The organism is Enterococcus sp. 10F3_DIV0382 (assembly GCF_002140245.1).
GTDB lineage: Bacteria > Bacillota > Bacilli > Lactobacillales > Enterococcaceae > Enterococcus_B > Enterococcus_B lactis.
The window spans coordinates 151,963-168,898 of record NZ_NGMF01000001.1 but is presented as its reverse complement, the minus strand read 5'-3'; the positions used below and the strand labels follow the sequence as shown (position 1 = coordinate 168,898).

General features: G+C 39.7%; 13 protein-coding genes. 9 read left to right on the top strand and 4 right to left on the bottom strand.

The window, feature by feature from the left end:
• The first annotated feature begins 711 nt into the window (after window positions 1–711).
• Both rpoB and rpoC read left to right on the top strand, forming a co-directional pair.
• Window positions 712–4,329 (top strand): DNA-directed RNA polymerase subunit beta, encoded by a 3,618-nt coding sequence (gene rpoB / locus A5849_RS00810; protein ID WP_172401368.1) that lies wholly within the window; start codon window positions 712–714, stop codon window positions 4,327–4,329.
• A gap of 78 nt (window positions 4,330–4,407) precedes the next feature.
• On the top strand, window positions 4,408–8,061 hold the full coding sequence (gene rpoC, locus A5849_RS00805; RefSeq protein WP_086309900.1) for a DNA-directed RNA polymerase subunit beta': 3,654 nt from the start codon (window positions 4,408–4,410) through the stop codon (window positions 8,059–8,061).
• A gap of 301 nt (window positions 8,062–8,362) precedes the next feature.
• Here rpoC and A5849_RS00800 read toward each other — a convergent pair whose 3' ends face one another.
• Window positions 8,363–9,241 carry a hypothetical protein gene (locus A5849_RS00800; RefSeq protein WP_086309899.1) on the bottom strand — a complete coding sequence of 293 codons (879 nt, stop codon included), beginning with the start codon at window positions 9,239–9,241 and terminating at the stop codon, window positions 8,363–8,365.
• 289 nt (window positions 9,242–9,530) lie between these two features.
• On the opposite strand from A5849_RS00800, the gene msrA reads away from it, so the two are divergent.
• Window positions 9,531–10,058, top strand: coding sequence for a peptide-methionine (S)-S-oxide reductase MsrA (msrA, locus tag A5849_RS00795; protein ID WP_002310548.1), 528 nt, complete (start codon window positions 9,531–9,533; stop codon window positions 10,056–10,058).
• A 71-nt stretch (window positions 10,059–10,129) separates the two neighbouring features.
• Here the strand turns inward: msrA and A5849_RS00790 are convergent, their stop codons facing one another.
• Entirely contained in the window at window positions 10,130–10,816 is a 687-nt protein-coding gene (locus A5849_RS00790) for a prepilin peptidase (protein ID WP_002346231.1), read from the bottom strand.
• 79 nt (window positions 10,817–10,895) lie between these two features.
• Here A5849_RS00790 and A5849_RS00785 point away from each other — a divergent pair, with 79 nt between their 5' ends.
• From A5849_RS00785 to rpsI, 4 genes are all read left to right on the top strand, one after another.
• Window positions 10,896–12,434 (top strand): gluconokinase, encoded by a 1,539-nt coding sequence (locus tag A5849_RS00785; RefSeq protein ID WP_002314283.1) that lies wholly within the window; start codon window positions 10,896–10,898, stop codon window positions 12,432–12,434.
• Window positions 12,435–12,553: 119 nt separating this feature from the next.
• Window positions 12,554–13,021 (top strand): DNA starvation/stationary phase protection protein, encoded by a 468-nt coding sequence (locus A5849_RS00780; RefSeq protein WP_002310545.1) that lies wholly within the window; start codon window positions 12,554–12,556, stop codon window positions 13,019–13,021.
• Between the two features lie 275 nt (window positions 13,022–13,296).
• Window positions 13,297–13,725 carry a 50S ribosomal protein L13 gene (gene rplM, locus A5849_RS00775; protein ID WP_002323724.1) on the top strand — a complete coding sequence of 143 codons (429 nt, stop codon included), beginning with the start codon at window positions 13,297–13,299 and terminating at the stop codon, window positions 13,723–13,725.
• A gap of 15 nt (window positions 13,726–13,740) precedes the next feature.
• Complete coding sequence (gene rpsI, locus A5849_RS00770; RefSeq protein WP_002287505.1) at window positions 13,741–14,133, top strand: 30S ribosomal protein S9; 393 nt, start codon at window positions 13,741–13,743, stop codon at window positions 14,131–14,133.
• 98 nt (window positions 14,134–14,231) lie between these two features.
• On the opposite strand, the gene A5849_RS00765 is transcribed toward rpsI, so the two are convergent.
• Together A5849_RS00765 and A5849_RS00760 are read right to left on the bottom strand one after the other, a co-directional pair.
• Window positions 14,232–15,398 carry a site-specific integrase gene (locus A5849_RS00765; protein WP_086309898.1) on the bottom strand — a complete coding sequence of 389 codons (1,167 nt, stop codon included), beginning with the start codon at window positions 15,396–15,398 and terminating at the stop codon, window positions 14,232–14,234.
• Between the two features lie 54 nt (window positions 15,399–15,452).
• Window positions 15,453–16,103, bottom strand: a complete 651-nt coding sequence (locus A5849_RS00760; protein WP_086309897.1) for a helix-turn-helix domain-containing protein — start codon at window positions 16,101–16,103, stop codon at window positions 15,453–15,455.
• Window positions 16,104–16,176: 73 nt separating this feature from the next.
• Between A5849_RS00760 and A5849_RS00755 the strand changes: the two genes are divergently transcribed.
• Window positions 16,177–16,377, top strand: coding sequence for a helix-turn-helix domain-containing protein (locus A5849_RS00755; protein WP_002319736.1), 201 nt, complete (start codon window positions 16,177–16,179; stop codon window positions 16,375–16,377).
• An 11-nt stretch (window positions 16,378–16,388) separates the two neighbouring features.
• Window positions 16,389–16,715 (top strand): hypothetical protein, encoded by a 327-nt coding sequence (locus A5849_RS00750; RefSeq protein WP_002321715.1) that lies wholly within the window; start codon window positions 16,389–16,391, stop codon window positions 16,713–16,715.
• The last annotated feature ends 221 nt before the right edge of the window (window positions 16,716–16,936 follow it).

The window sequence follows — 16,936 nt, the reverse complement described above, 5'->3', positions numbered from 1 at the left end:
AATTTTGGGAAACAAAAAATCCATTCAGACAAAATGTCCAAATGGATTGAAAAGTCGGAAAATAAATTGAAAAGTAGAATGCTTGATACTTTTACTTTGTATTTTCACTGCTCAGCCACTTAGCATTTTGTCTACGTGGCTTTTTGCTGCAATACAAAGTTCTTTAGCCATCATAGATACAAACTGTCGTTTAACGTTTGTATCCATCATGATGAATACAAACCTATCTAAAGTAGCTAAAGAAAAAGTTATTCAGTTGTGTTGGTACGATTTGCTTGATGTTGGTTCGCATAGAAGTTCCTCCACAAAATGAATTTTCTAAAGTATAACCGAGAAAAAACGGTCTGTCAATTAAGAATTGTCAGATAATTGAAAACATAAAATTGAAAACATTAAGAAAACATTGCGAAAAAGCAGAAGAAACGCCAGGAAGTGTTGACTTTTATAGAAAATAAGTGTAGTATATGAAGTTGCAAAAACTATCTGATGAAGAAAAGGCAGAAACGAAATATTGTCCGTTTCGGCTTTAATATAAGGAAACAAAAGTAGAAGCTCACGAAGTAAGGTTTCAAGAGAATGTTCTATTTTTGGTTTTTTTTTGCCTAAAAGCCGCAAAAAATGTCTGTTGTTACCTAGAAATAATATTTGAAATATTATTGTAACAATTGATCGGGTAGTCTTTTTGAATGACATTTTAGAGGGGTGAAGAGCTTGGCTGGACACGTAGTAAAATACGGAAAACATCGCGAACGTAGAAGTTTCGCAAGAATCAGTGAAGTGTTGGAATTACCAAATTTGATCGAAATTCAAACAGACTCTTACCAATGGTTCTTAGATGAGGGACTTAGAGAAATGTTTGAAGACATTTTGCCAATCGATGACTTCAATGGCAATCTATCTTTGGAATTTGTAGATTATGAATTGAAAGAACCAAAGTATACAGTAGCAGAAGCTCGTGCGCATGATGCAAACTACTCTGCACCATTACATGTAACATTGCGTTTGACAAACCGCGAGACTGGCGAAATCAAAGCACAAGAAGTATTCTTCGGTGATTTCCCATTAATGACAGAACAAGGAACATTCATCATCAACGGGGCAGAGCGAGTAATCGTTTCTCAGTTAGTCCGTTCACCAGGTGTCTATTTCCATGGAAAAGTCGACAAAAACGGAAAAGAAGGATTCGGTTCTACTGTTATCCCTAACCGTGGCGCTTGGTTAGAAATGGAAACTGATGCAAAAGACATCTCTTATGTACGTATCGACCGTACACGTAAGATTCCTTTAACCGTATTAGTTCGTGCGTTAGGATTTGGTTCCGATGATACGATCTTTGAAATCTTCGGCGACAGCGAAACATTACGCAATACAGTCGAAAAAGACTTGCATAAAAACGCAAGCGACTCAAGAACAGAAGAAGGTTTGAAAGACGTTTACGAACGTTTGCGTCCAGGCGAACCAAAAACAGCAGACAGCTCACGTAACTTGCTGAATGCTCGTTTCTTCGATCCAAAACGTTACGACTTAGCAAACGTTGGTCGTTACAAAGTAAACAAAAAATTAGATTTAAAAACACGTCTATTGAATCTGACATTAGCTGAAACATTAGTTGATCCAGAAACAGGCGAGATCATCGTTGAAAAAGGAACAGTCTTGACTCATCAAGTCATGGAAACATTAGCTCCTTTCATTGATAACGGTCTAAATTCAGTGACTTACTATCCATCAGAAGATGGTGTGGTCACAGATCCAATGACTGTCCAAATCATCAAAGTATTTTCACCAAGAGATCCTGAACGTGAAGTGAACGTGATTGGAAACGGCTATCCAGAAGCAGCTGTAAAAACAGTTCGTCCAGCCGACATCATTGCTTCAATGAGCTATTTCTTGAACTTGATGGAAGGTATCGGCAATGTTGATGATATCGACCACTTAGGAAATCGTCGTATCCGTTCAGTCGGCGAACTTTTACAAAACCAATTCCGTATCGGGCTAGCACGTATGGAACGTGTGGTTCGTGAAAGAATGTCGATCCAAGATACTGAAACATTGACACCTCAACAATTGATCAATATCCGTCCAGTTGTGGCAAGTATCAAAGAATTCTTTGGTTCTTCTCAGTTGTCACAGTTCATGGATCAAACAAACCCTCTTGGCGAATTGACACACAAACGTCGTCTTTCAGCCTTAGGACCTGGCGGATTGACTCGTGACCGTGCCGGTTATGAAGTTCGTGACGTTCACTACTCCCACTATGGCCGTATGTGTCCGATCGAAACTCCTGAAGGCCCAAACATCGGGTTGATCAATAGTTTGTCCAGTTATGCGAAAGTAAATAAATTCGGATTTATCGAAACACCTTATCGTCGTGTAGACCGCGAAACTGGTCGTGTTACTGACCAAATCGACTACTTGACAGCAGATATCGAAGACCATTACATCGTAGCCCAAGCAAACAGCCCATTGAATGAAGATGGAACATTTGCTCAAGACGTTGTTATGGCTCGTGCTCAAAGTGAAAACTTAGAAGTATCTATTGATAAAGTAGACTACATGGACGTATCACCTAAACAAGTAGTTGCCGTTGCGACAGCATGTATTCCTTTCTTGGAAAACGATGACTCCAATCGTGCCTTGATGGGTGCCAACATGCAGCGTCAAGCAGTGCCGTTGATCAATCCTCAAGCACCATGGGTTGGTACTGGTATGGAATACAAATCAGCGCATGACTCAGGAGCTGCTTTGTTATGTAAACATGACGGTGTCGTTGAATACGTTGATGCTTCTGAAATCCGCGTACGCCGCGACAACGGTGCATTAGATAAATACGATGTAACAAAATTCCGTCGTTCAAACTCCGGAACAAGCTACAACCAACGTCCAATCGTTCATTTGGGTGAGAAAGTCGAAAAAGGGGATACTCTGGCAGACGGACCATCTATGGAACAAGGCGAAATGGCTCTAGGTCAAAACGTTTTAGTTGGTTTCATGACTTGGGAAGGGTACAACTATGAAGATGCGATCATCATGAGCCGTCGTTTGGTAAAAGATGACGTATACACTTCTATTCATATTGAAGAATATGAATCAGAAGCCCGCGATACAAAATTAGGACCTGAAGAAATCACACGCGAAATCCCTAATGTTGGGGAAGACGCATTGAAAGATTTAGACGAAATGGGTATTATCCGTATCGGTGCAGAAGTCCAAGATGGCGATTTGCTTGTAGGGAAAGTCACGCCAAAAGGGGTAACAGAATTATCTGCAGAAGAACGTCTATTGCATGCGATCTTTGGCGAAAAAGCTCGTGAAGTCCGCGATACATCATTACGTGTACCGCATGGCGGCGGCGGGATCGTTCACGATGTGAAAATCTTTACTCGTGAAGCTGGAGATGAATTGTCACCAGGCGTAAACATGTTAGTTCGTGTTTATATCGTTCAAAAACGTAAAATCCATGAAGGGGATAAAATGGCCGGTCGTCACGGAAATAAAGGGGTTGTATCCCGTATTATGCCGGAAGAAGATATGCCATTCCTACCTGATGGAACACCAATCGATATCATGCTGAATCCTTTAGGGGTGCCTTCACGTATGAACATCGGACAAGTATTGGAATTACACTTGGGTATGGCTGCACGTCAGTTGGGTATCCACGTAGCAACGCCAGTATTCGATGGTGCAAGTGATGAAGACGTATGGGAAACAGTTCGTGAAGCCGGTATGGCCAGCGATGCGAAAACTGTTCTGTACGACGGACGTACAGGTGAACCATTTGACGGACGTGTGTCTGTCGGTGTAATGTACATGATCAAACTTGCTCACATGGTCGATGACAAATTGCATGCACGTTCAATCGGACCTTACTCATTGGTTACACAACAACCATTGGGAGGTAAAGCTCAATTTGGTGGACAACGTTTTGGTGAAATGGAAGTATGGGCACTGGAAGCTTACGGTGCGGCTTATACTTTACAAGAAATCTTGACATACAAATCAGATGACGTAGTCGGACGTGTGAAAACATACGAAGCAATCGTCAAAGGTGAACCAATTCCAAAACCAGGTGTACCGGAATCCTTCCGCGTATTGGTGAAAGAATTGCAATCACTAGGTCTGGACATGCGTGTCTTGGATATCGAAGAGACAGAAATCGAACTTCGCGACATGGACGATGAAGACGACGATTTGATCACTGTTGATGCTTTGACAAAATTTGCCGAACAGCAAACTGCCAAAGAATTAGAAAAGAAAGCTGCTGAACAAGTGGAAGATGAAAGAGACGATGTCATCCAAAACTTTGAAACCGCAGAAGATAATTTAGACTAATCCGGTCTATGAGCTGCAAGGCGGTCGAAGATCAGCCGTCTTGCGGTTTGCCATTAAATGAAATGGAGGGAACCCCTTTTGATCGATGTAAATAAATTCGAAAGTATGCAAATAGGTTTGGCTTCTCCCGAAAAAATCAGAAGCTGGTCTTACGGTGAAGTAAAAAAACCTGAGACGATTAACTATCGTACCTTAAAACCTGAACGCGAAGGGTTGTTCTGTGAGCGGATTTTTGGTCCTACAAAAGACTGGGAATGTGCCTGCGGAAAATACAAACGTATCCGTTATAAAGGAATCGTTTGTGATCGATGCGGAGTGGAAGTTACTCGTTCGAAAGTTCGCCGTGAACGCATGGGACATATTGAATTAGCAGCTCCTGTTTCACATATCTGGTACTTTAAAGGGATTCCTTCACGTATGGGTCTTGTATTAGACATGAGCCCACGCGCTTTGGAAGAAATCATTTATTTTGCTTCATATGTGGTTATCGAACCAGGAAACACGAATTTAGAGAAAAAACAATTGTTAACAGAACGCGAATATCGCGAAAAACGTGAACAATATGGACAAGAATTCCAAGCTGCTATGGGTGCAGAAGCGATCAAACAATTACTTGATAATGTTGATCTAGATGCAGAAGCAGCCGAATTGAAAGAAGAATTGAAATCTGCACAAGGACAAAAACGTACACGTGCAATCCGCCGGTTGGATATTTTAGAAGCATTCCGCGCTTCAGGAAATCAACCAAGCTGGATGGTTATGGATGTTATCCCTGTTATTCCACCAGATTTGCGCCCAATGGTTCAATTAGAAGGTGGACGTTTTGCAACAAGTGACTTGAATGATCTTTACCGTCGTGTCATCAACCGTAATAACCGTTTGAAACGTTTATTAGACTTGAACGCACCTGGAATCATCGTTCAAAACGAAAAACGCATGTTGCAAGAAGCAGTAGATGCATTGATCGATAACGGTCGTCGCGGACGTCCAGTAACTGGACCAGGTAACCGCCCATTGAAATCTCTTTCTCATATGTTGAAAGGGAAACAAGGTCGTTTCCGTCAAAACTTGCTAGGTAAACGTGTGGACTACTCCGGTCGTTCCGTTATCGTTGTTGGACCTTTCTTGAAGATGTACCAATGTGGACTTCCAAAAGAAATGGCCATTGAATTATTCAAACCATTCGTGATGCGTGAGCTTGTTCAACGTGAACTAGCTTCAAACATCAAAAACGCTAAGCGTAAAATCGAACGTCAAGAAGACGAAGTATGGGATGTTTTAGAAGACGTAATCAAGGAACACCCAGTATTGCTGAACCGGGCACCTACGCTTCACCGACTTGGTATCCAAGCATTCGAACCAGTTTTAGTACAAGGACGCGCAATCCGTTTGCATCCACTTGTATGTGAAGCTTATAATGCCGATTTCGATGGAGACCAAATGGCTGTCCACGTGCCATTGAATGAAGAAGCACAAGCAGAAGCACGTATGTTGATGTTAGCTGCTCAAAACATCTTGAACCCTAAAGATGGTAAACCAGTTGTTACTCCTTCTCAAGATATGGTTCTAGGTAACTACTACTTGACAATGGAAGAAGAAGGACGCGAAGGCGAAGGAATGGTCTTCAGAGATCAAAACGAAGCCGTTATCGCATGGCGCAACGGATACGTTCATTTACATTCACGTATCGGTGTGAACCCTAACTCATTAGGAGAAAAACCATTTACTGAATGGCAAAAAGAACGTACGATGATCACAACAGTTGGTAAGATCATCTTCAACGAGATCATGCCTCCTGAATTCCCTTATCTGAATGAACCAACAGACTTCAACTTGACCGTCCAAACACCGGACAAATACTTCGTTGAAGCTGGTACGGATATTCCTGCACATATCAAAGAGCAAGAATTAGTGTTACCGTTCAAGAAGAAAAACTTAGGGAACATCATCGCAGAAGTCTTCAAACGATTCAAAGTAACAGAAACTTCTAAGATGCTTGACCGTATGAAAGACTTAGGGTACAAACATTCAACACATGCCGGTATCACAGTAGGGATCGCTGACATCAGTGTACTGAATGAAAAACAAGAAATCATTGAAAATGCCCATAAACAAGTTGAAACTATTACAAAACAATTCCGTCGTGGTCTGATTACAGATGACGAACGTTATGAACGTGTCATTGCTGTTTGGAACGCTGCAAAAGACAGCATCCAACAAAAACTGATGGAAGGTTTGGAAGCGAAAAACCCAATCTTCATGATGTCTGATTCTGGAGCTCGTGGGAACATTTCCAACTTTACACAGCTTGCCGGAATGCGTGGTTTGATGGCCGCTCCTAATGGTCGAATCATGGAATTGCCAATCATTTCAAACTTCCGTGAAGGACTATCTGTCTTGGAAATGTTTATCTCAACTCACGGGGCTCGTAAAGGGATGACCGATACAGCCTTGAAGACTGCCGATTCAGGTTACTTGACTCGTCGTCTGGTTGATGTGGCTCAAGATGTAATCATTCGTGAAGAAGATTGCGGGACTGACCGAGGTCTTGAGATCCAAGCAATCCGTGAAGGAAATGAAATCATCGAATCATTAGAAGATCGTTTAGTGGGACGTTACACTCGTAAAGAAGTACGTCATCCTGAAACAAATGAATTGATCATCGCAGGAAACCAATTGATTTCCGAAGACATCGCAAAACAAATCGTTGATGCAGGTGTCGAAACAGTGACAATTCGTTCTGTCTTCACATGTAATACAAAACATGGTGTCTGCAAACATTGTTACGGACGCAACCTTGCAACTGGCTCTGACGTTGAAGTCGGAGAAGCAGTTGGTACGATCGCCGCTCAATCAATCGGTGAACCTGGTACTCAGTTGACGATGCGTACATTCCATACGGGTGGGGTTGCCGGAGACGATATCACTCAAGGTCTTCCTCGTGTCCAAGAAATCTTTGAAGCACGTAATCCGAAAGGGCAAGCAGTAATTACAGAAGTAACAGGGGATGTCATCGATATCTCAGAAGATCCTGCAACACGTACCAAAGAAGTAACAATCAAAGGAAAAACAGATACACGTACGTATACTGTTCCTTATACAGCACGTATGAAAGTAGCAGAAGGCGATATGATCCACCGTGGCGCACCATTGACAGAAGGATCAATCGATCCAAAACAATTGTTGCAAGTCCGCGATGTATTATCTGTTGAAAACTACTTGCTTCGTGAAGTACAACGCGTTTACCGTATGCAAGGGGTAGAAATCGGCGACAAGCATATCGAAGTAATGGTTCGTCAAATGCTGCGTAAAGTTCGTGTAATGGATCCAGGTGATACAGATATCTTACCAGGTACATTATTAGACATCGCAGACTTTAAAGATCAAAACTACAATACGCTAGTCTCAGGAGGCGTTCCTGCAACTTCTCGACCTGTCTTGCTAGGTATCACAAAAGCATCATTAGAAACAAATAGTTTCTTATCTGCTGCATCATTCCAAGAAACAACTCGTGTCTTGACGGATGCTGCGATCCGCGGTAAGAAAGATCCTCTTCTTGGTTTGAAAGAAAATGTTATTATCGGTAAGATCATCCCAGCTGGTACTGGTATGCAACGTTACCGTGACATGGAACCAAAAGAAGTCGGTGTAGCAAGCGAAAATGTCTACAGTATTTCAGATATTGAAGCGCAAATGGCTGCAGAAGATGCAATAAACAATCAAACAAAATAGAGGTTGTGACAGAAGTGGTCAGCTTCAAGAAATAAGAAAAAATTTACGAAAATTGCTTCTCAAATTTTTGTGAAATTTCGGCTTATTTCCGAAGAAGTTACTTCTGGAACACCGTGTATAAGAGGTTGTGAAATCAGCGTTTTGACCTGAGTATTAGAGAAATAAACGGAAAAATAGTTCCTCATATTTTGCCGTTTGTTGAACTAATACCGAGGGTCAGCTGATTGAACACCGTTTATTCGGAAAAAGGGATTGTGACAAAATCTTGTCACAATCCCTTTTTTTGCTTATACGAAGTAGCTTACCTCTCATTTGTTTGGTTAGAAGAAAGAGTGGGAGATGATTTTGAAGCTACAGGTTTTGCTATATCAGCTGACTGTTCATTACCTATCATTTCTTGATATATATAAGAAATTGCGGATCTGGATAGACCGAAAAACGATGCAATATGTCTTTGTTTGATATCAGGTATTGTTAAGGCTTGTTGGACTTGATTACGTAATTCTTGTGATATAAATCGCCCTTGTTTGTTGGAAACTTCGCCAATTCTCTCACGCAAAAGCTGATGAGTATATCGTTTATCAATGATATCATACTCTTTTTCAAATTTTTTTTGGGACATAGTATTTACTGTAGACTTGGATACGCCAAAAAATAAGGCAATCTGACTTTGATTAAGATCAGGCAATGTTAAGGCTTGTTGGATTTGATCGTACACTTCTTGCGGTATTCGTTTTTCTCTTCCTTTTTGAAAAGAAACATTGCCAAATATCTCATATAGACGCTGCTGAGCACTATTTGAAACATTTCCTTCTACTGAACTGTCCATTTTTTGCTTATCCGCAACAAAGGCTGACTCTGAACCAGCAGAAGTAGATGGGGTTGGTTCTTCGACTGCTTGTTGATGGAGGATCGAATCGGGCAATATTTCCGCTAGTTCATTGATGACTTGCCTCTCGTTTTCGCTGAGCGTTAGAGAATCATCCTTTGAAGAAAAATCAAATTCGTGTGAAGGAAAATCAAATTCGTGTGAAGGAAAATCAAATTCATGTGAAAGAAAATCAAATTCGTGGGGTGGTGTTGGAGGCGTTTTTATTTTTTTGTTCGCTTTAGTTAATAGTTCATCAAATGCAATAAAGTCAGTGGGTGTATCTGAATGTTTTCTTTTTGCTTTAGGCATAGTTATCCCTCCGATAATATGGATTTATTTATTCGCATGAAAAAATAAAGGTACATAATTTTGGGATAAGCATACCATATAAAACTTATACACAACGTGGTTGAAAAGACAACTTTTTCTTGCCTGTGGAAAAAATGATTCAATACAATTGTCATAGTTATCCACAACCAATTGAAAAAGAAGGAAAATGAAGAAAAATCTGCTAAAATACCGGGAGGGGGTAAAAAACGAGCAAAATAATTTTAATTATCTATAAAACAGGTATGATGAGAAAAAAGGGGGATTTTATATGACAAAAAAAGCAGTTTTCGCAGGCGGATGCTTTTGGTGTATGGTCAAACCATTTGAAGAGCAGCCAGGGATCATTTCTGTGACATCCGGTTATACAGGCGGGCATGTACCAAATCCAACTTACGAACAAGTAACAACAGGCACAACAGGGCATACAGAAGCCGTAGAGATCGAATATGACCCAGAAGTTATTTCTTATGATCAGTTGGTGGAAATCTATTGGCAGCAAACCGATCCGACTGACGCGTTAGGACAGTTCGCTGATCGTGGTGATTCTTATCGACCAGTGATCTACTATAGTGATGAAGAAGAACGAAACATTGCAGAGCGTTCAAAACAAGCATTACAAGACAGCGGACGATTCGATAAGCCAATCGTGACAAAAATCGAACCAAGAAGCGAATTTTATCCTGCAGAAGATTATCATCAGGATTATTACAAGAAAAACAAGCTCCATTACAATCTTTATCGAGAAGGTTCTGGACGTGCCGGTTTCATTCGTCGACATTGGGGCGACAAGAAATAAGAAGCCGAAAAAGCTACTTTTGGAACACTGTATATCAGAGGTTGTGACAAGTCGTTTGTCACAACCTTTTTTCAATACCTAAAATGAAGGACGATCAGCAGGGCACTACTCAAAAAAGGAATGAAAGGCAGCTTTTCCAACTTTTTTTTATGACAGATAAAGTAAACAGAAAAAAAGGATATTCCAAACAGGCTAGCCAGAAACAAGACCCGAAGCAACTCTTCCAGAGGCAAGCCCCCACTCCAAGAAAGCACCAACAGAGTATCGCCAGCACCGAGATAGGATTGACCATAGCGAAGGCATGCAGCGCCTACGATGAACGTTAACAACATACTGTGCCATTGGAAAACGCCGGCCTGCAACCAAAAAATCCATAAGACAGCCCAGGAGCAGAATAGCGTGTGAGAATGGACCATGAAGTAAAACAAGTCCATCAACGAAAATAGCAAAGCCGAAAGCACCCAAATGAACGTCGAAAAATTTCTTGCGGAAGAAAAAGTAAAGAACCAGATAAAAAGACCACCACATAAGACTTCTGCCAACAAATAGTAGAAGGGCAACCGACACCGGCAATAGCGGCAGCGAAATCGTTGGACGATGATCGAAAGAATCGGAATCAATTCATACCAAGAAAGCGAACGACAGCATTTGACACAATGAGATCTAGGATAAATAATAGAGTGACCTAACGGAATCCGCTGGGCGGTTAAACATAAAAATGACCCAATACAGCAACCAATGATAAAATAAAGTAACACGCCATCTCCCCCTTTTCAAAACCAAGATACGCAAGCTTAAACTAAATTTTTGTACATACATAAAATTTGAGGTGAAAAAATGAACGTTTCAATCGGATTAGATATCGGAACTACACAAACCAAAGCAGTTGCTTTCACAGATGAAGCCCAAGAAGCAGCATCCGCTTATTTTCGCTACCCTTTGATCCAAGAAACACAAGGGATGGCAGAACAAGATCAGGAATTGATCTTTCAAGGCGTCTGCACCGTTATAAAAGAAATAATTAAACAGTTGCCTTCAGACACGACCATTCAATTTGTCTCCTTCTCCTCTGCGATGCATAGCCTGATATTGTTGGATGAAGAGAAAACACCGTTATCTCGAATGATCACTTGGGCAGATAACCGAGCAGCGGACGAAGCAGAAAAACTGAAATATACCGTGCTTGGCAAAGAATTTTATCGGCAGACTGGGACACCGATTCATCCAATGACACCATTGAACAAAATCAAGTGGTTGCAAAACAGCCAACCTGAATTATTCAAAAAAACTGCTTATTTTGTCGGTATCAAAGACTATATCTTTTATAGATTGTTTGGAGAACTCATCAGCGACTACGGAACAGCTTCAGGAACTGGATACTTTGATATCCATGAATTCCAATGGGCAGAAGAAGTGCTTGACTACTTGGACATTCGGACAGAACAATTGCCGCAAGTATTTCCTTCCACCTATCAAGTAACAGGTCTACCGTCAGAAACAGCAGCAGAACTAGGTTTGCCAAATGATATATCATTTGTTTTGGGAGGGGCAGACGGCCCGCTTTCTAATCTAGGGTTAGGCGCTTTTGGTGATACGATTGCCGCCTTGACCGTAGGAACGAGCGGAGCACTTCGTTTTATTACTACTCAGCCTCAGTTCCATCCAGAAATGGAGACGTTTTGTTATGTTCTGGATCAGAAACATTGGGTAGTAGGAGGAGCGACTAGCAATGGTGCTGGCATCTTTGATTGGGCAGGGCATACATTTTTACAGGAAGTCGTTCAATCTGCTAAAGAAAAAGGTGAAAATCCATATGATGCACTGCTTTCAGCTATTGCTTTTGTGCCAGCGGGTGCCAATGGTCTGATTTTTCATCCCTATTTGCTTGGCGAGCGAGCACCGCTTTGGGACGCAGATGCGTTTGGTAGTTTTATCGGCTTACAGCGGCAACATACAGAAAAAGAAATGATGAAGGCGATTCTAGAGGGGATCTGTCTCAATCTTTATCGGATTTTAAAAGGAGTTTGCCAAGAAAATCAGCTCACAGAGATCCGTGCTACAGGCGGGTTTGCTCAGTCTCCGATTTTTCGTCAGATGATGGCTGATGTACTGGGTTACCCGCTTGTTTTCCCTACTGTCACAGAAGCATCCGCATTAGGAGCTGTGATTTTAGGCTGGCGAAGCATCGGAAAGATTCAAAGTATCAGTGAAGCACAGGAATTGATAGAATTGAAAGAGCAAGTCGGAGTACAAGAAAACGATCATAAAAAATATCAGAAAATCTATCCATTATTTGTTTCGACACAAAAGCATTTAGCACAGACTTATCAGCAATTTGCTCAACTGCGAGAAGAATTAGCTGATTCTGAAAAATGATTGGCTTTACGGATAAAAAAGCGAAATGAAAATCGTTCTCAGGTAAATGATTTTGTTGTACTTTTCATTAAAAGTCTACTATTATTTTAAGTGTAAGAAAATGTTAGGAGGCAAGAAAGATGAAATTCCAACAAACCAAAGAAGTATTAAATCAATTAGTTGCAGATCTAAGCCAAATGTCTGTTGTTGTTCACCAAACACATTGGTACATGAGAGGACCAGGTTTCCTTACATTGCACCCAATGATGGATGAGTTCATGGACGATTTGAACGCTCAGTTAGATGAAGTATCCGAACGCTTGATCACATTAGACGGTTCACCTTATTCTACATTGCGTGAATTTGCAGATAACACGAAAATCCCTGATGAAGTAGGACGTTGGGACCGCACGATTCCTGAACGTTTGGAAACACTTGTTGCAGGCTACCGTTATCTAGCAGATCTTTACCAAAAAGGAATCGAAGTTTCTGGAGAAGAAGGCGACGATCCAACACAAGATATCTTTATCGAATTCAAAACAGCCACAGAAAAACGTATCTGGATGATCCAAGCTCATTTGGGCAAAGCGCCAGAGATCGACGCGTAAGCGCGAAACTTATCCTTTTATATAGAAGAAACCGCGGAACAGCATCGTTTCGCGGTTTCTTCTATATTAGAAAACGACCCTTTTACATAAAAAGAAAGGAAAAAAGTAAAGTTTCATATAATTTTTTCAACCGGTCAGAAAAACGTTGACATTGACCAGATTAGAAGGTAATATGTTAAATGGTATTGTTTGCCCCACAAAGAGCCCCGGAAACTCGAAGTGTATGTCAAACATCAGAACTTAAATTGGAGGAAAATAACGTGCGTACAACATATATGGCCAAACCAGGCGAAGTAGAACGTAAATGGTATGTAGTAGACGCAACTGATGTTCCATTGGGACGTCTTTCAACAGTTGTTGCATCTGTACTACGTGGTAAAAATAAACCAACTTTCACACCTCATTTGGATACTGGCGATTTCGTCATCGTCATCAATGCAGACAAAGTGAAATTAACAGGTAAAAAAGCGACTGACAAAATTTATTACCGTCACAGCAACTACCCAGGAGGATTGAAATCAATCACTGCTGGCGAATTGCGTGCTAAAAATTCTCGTCGTTTGATCGAAACTTCTGTAAAAGGTATGCTTCCTAAAAACACTTTAGGCCGCAAACAATTTACAAAATTGAACGTATACGGTGGAGCAGAACATCCACATGCAGCACAACAACCAGAAGTTTTAGACATCACAAACTTAATCTAATAGGAGGGAATTTCATTGGCACAAGTTCAATATATCGGCACAGGCCGTCGTAAAAACGCAGTTGCTCGCGTACGTCTAGTACCAGGAACTGGCAAAATTACTGTAAATAAAAAAGATGTTGAAGAATACATTCCACATGCTGACTTGCGTGAAGTAATCAATCAACCTTTCGCTGTTACTGAAACAAAAGGCGCATATGACGTATTTGTTAACGTAAACGGCGGAGGATACGCTGGACAATCAGGAGCTATCCGTCATGGTATCGCTCGTGCATTGCTAGAAGTTGATCCTGACTTCCGTTTAGCGCTTAAACGTGCTGGCTTGCTTACACGTGACGCACGTATGGTCGAACGTAAAAAACCAGGTCTTAAAAAAGCTCGTAAAGCATCTCAATTCTCTAAACGTTAATCGTTGTTATACCAACGATTTCAAGCACTTTCCAAGTTTTTGGAAGGTGCTTTTTTTCGTTGTGGTAATGAAAAAGGTAATGACGGCAACTTTTCTGTTTATAATCCAGTGTAAGCAATAAACTTGTCTACCGCATTTCGTTGCGCTTTTTCAGTTACATGGGAATAAGTATTGAGCGTGGTTTCAGCGTTTTTATGACCCAACCGATCTTGTGTTTCTTTAATGCTCGCACCACCTTCTAAAAGCAAAGTGGCGTGAGTGTGTCGTAATCCATGAATAGTAACGTGCTTAAGTTTATACTTCTTCTCTAGACGTTTCATAATATTATTGGAATAATCTGCGTGTAGAGGCTGGTTAATAGCTCCGTCTGCATTTACATAGGTAAAGATAAGTTGCTTTTTAGTTTTTGTATTTATGCCGAATTGTAAGAGTTCCTCTGCTTGTTCTTTTTTCCAAAGTTTTAACAGTTCAATGGTCTGAAAATCAATTGGTAAAATTCGTTCAGAAGAGACGTTTTTTGTATTCTTCTGAATCCTGATTGTTTTTCTAGTAGCATTCGGATCTTCAGTGCGAATTGTTGCGTAACTTTTTCCGATGTGTAGTAACTGTTCTTCAAAATTAATATCTGCCCAGCGTAGGGCTGATAATTCACCTTTACGAACACCAGTAGTAATTAAAAGTTGAAAGATCAGAATGTGTTTTAAAGACTCTTCTTTATTGAGAATTTCCAAGAACTTTTTTAATTCTTCTAGCGAGAAGTAATTTTCGGATTCTTTCTTTTCTCGGTGTGGCAGTTTGGTATTAGTCATAGGGTTGCGCTGTAACAATTCTGCGAAAATTGCATACTCAAATATTTGAGAGCTGTAGGATTTAAGTTGCTTGATATTTGTATATTTTACTGCCCATTCATTTATCGCATTTTGACAGTGAACAGGAGTAATCTTAGAAATAGATTTGTCTCCGAATTTTGGCAGGATATGCAAGCGGAAAAGGTCTTTTGTTCGTTGATAAGTTGTTTCTTGTACACGATTTTTATAAGAAGGCAACCATTCTTCATAGACTGTTCTATACAAGTCATTAGAAGGTCTGTGATAGCCGATATCTTCAATCTCGACCTTTTTTCTTGCTTCGTGTAACTTGGCTTCTTTTTCGGTTTTGAAGCCTTTTTTTACATAGTATTCTTGCTTCCCATTTTCATCTTTACGAACATATAAGCGGACACTATATCGTGTGCCGCTTTTTATTTTGTACTTTTGTATTGACATAACTAATCTCTCCAATCTGATAACTTGGCGAGTTGGCTGATTGAATAATTAGTTTTATTGAAGTTTTGATATTAATCGAGCTGTTATCTCTCTTTTTAGATTGTTAACCTGTACTTGGGTTAAGTTGCCAAATAACTCAGATTCTAACTCTTTTCTTTCATCGATATTTAAGTTTAAAGCTTTATTAATAAACTTCTTTTGTTTGGCAAATAGAATCGTGTATTCAAAGGAGTCCTCTAGAATACTTTTTAAAAAAAGAAAGTCGGAGTCATCTTCTTGAAGTTTGACTTCAAGTAAAGAAGTCATGGAAAAGTATAGATTAGATAATTCAGTAAAATAATCTGAGTCAAGACTGGCAATATTCTTGACTATTTTGTCCTTTTTTTCTAAACGAGCAGTTTTTATTCTATCAAGATTAGGTTGTTCTATGGAATTTGTTTCGTCTAATCCCATCAAATAACTTACAGGAACATGGAAATAATCAGCAAGGATATTCCATGTTTCAGTATTTCTAGGAGTTCGCTCACCACGGTAATAGTTCGTAAGAGTTGTATAGTTAATACCAGTTTCTGTACTAATTTGTTTAATGGTCTTTTTACTGGAATCAATATAAAATTTTATTCTATTCAAAGTAACGCCCCCTATAGTAAATTCCAAACTATTATAGCATGAAAACCACAAATTGAGTAATATTTTAATTGACATTACTCGTTTCGTGGTTTAAAATGTGCTTATTAAGATAAAAACCACAAAGTGAATAATTTGAAAGGAGCGCTGAATGATAACTCTTAATGATCAATTCATTAGAAGCTTAAGAAGACATAGAGCCGATCTTATACTTACTAAAAACGATGCAGCAAAATTGATAGGTATAAATCGGAAAACATATGTCAAAATCGAAAATGGGAGCAAAGAAAGTATTAGAGCATCTACTTATCAAAAGTTGGTAAATTGGTTACTTAATGATTTGAAAATATAAATAAATACAACTTGGCGAGTTGGCTGATTGAAGAAATAGAAAATGAGAGGAGAAAAATAATGGATGCAGGAATTACAGTAATGTTAGATAAACAACAAACGAATCAATTGAAAAATTATGTTTTTGAAATGACAAAAGAGGCTATTGATCAAGCAAGAATTGATACCGGATTAGAAAGACCATTTCTAAAAGGAAAAGAGATGGCTAAATATTTGAATGTATCATATACAACTTTTTTGAAATTTAAAAGAATGGGATTGCCAGTTATTTTATTAGAAAAAATGGAGTTGTTTTCAAAAGAAGAATGCAAAAAATGGATATTGAGTCATCAAATTTAAAAAACGAGGTGTTTTTTTGAATAATGATGAAGTAGAAAAAATTAAAAAGAGTGTTCCCGTCAGTTTGCAGATCGGGGGAACACTCAATAATAAAGTTCTGAGAAAACTTTATTTGAATCTATTATAGCAAATAAAATCAGAAGCAGGTGTGACAATGAATGAAAAAGAAGTTGAAAGCTTAGTTGAAAAGCAAGGCTATTCTAATTCTGATATATATGCAG

What these genes read in the sequence shown, in the direction of transcription:
- A5849_RS00800 (WP_086309899.1), bottom strand. Translation starts at nt 9,241, where the DNA reads ATGCCTAAAGCAAAAAGAAAACATTCAGATACACCCACTGACTTTATT.
- msrA (WP_002310548.1), top strand. Translation starts at nt 9,531, where the DNA reads ATGACAAAAAAAGCAGTTTTCGCAGGCGGATGCTTTTGGTGTATGGTC.
- A5849_RS00785 (WP_002314283.1), top strand. Translation starts at nt 10,896, where the DNA reads ATGAACGTTTCAATCGGATTAGATATCGGAACTACACAAACCAAAGCA.
- A5849_RS00780 (WP_002310545.1), top strand. Translation starts at nt 12,554, where the DNA reads ATGAAATTCCAACAAACCAAAGAAGTATTAAATCAATTAGTTGCAGAT.
- rplM (WP_002323724.1), top strand. Translation starts at nt 13,297, where the DNA reads ATGGCCAAACCAGGCGAAGTAGAACGTAAATGGTATGTAGTAGACGCA.
- A5849_RS00765 (WP_086309898.1), bottom strand. Translation starts at nt 15,398, where the DNA reads ATGTCAATACAAAAGTACAAAATAAAAAGCGGCACACGATATAGTGTC.
- A5849_RS00760 (WP_086309897.1), bottom strand. Translation starts at nt 16,103, where the DNA reads ATGTCAATTAAAATATTACTCAATTTGTGGTTTTCATGCTATAATAGT.
- A5849_RS00755 (WP_002319736.1), top strand. Translation starts at nt 16,177, where the DNA reads ATGATAACTCTTAATGATCAATTCATTAGAAGCTTAAGAAGACATAGA.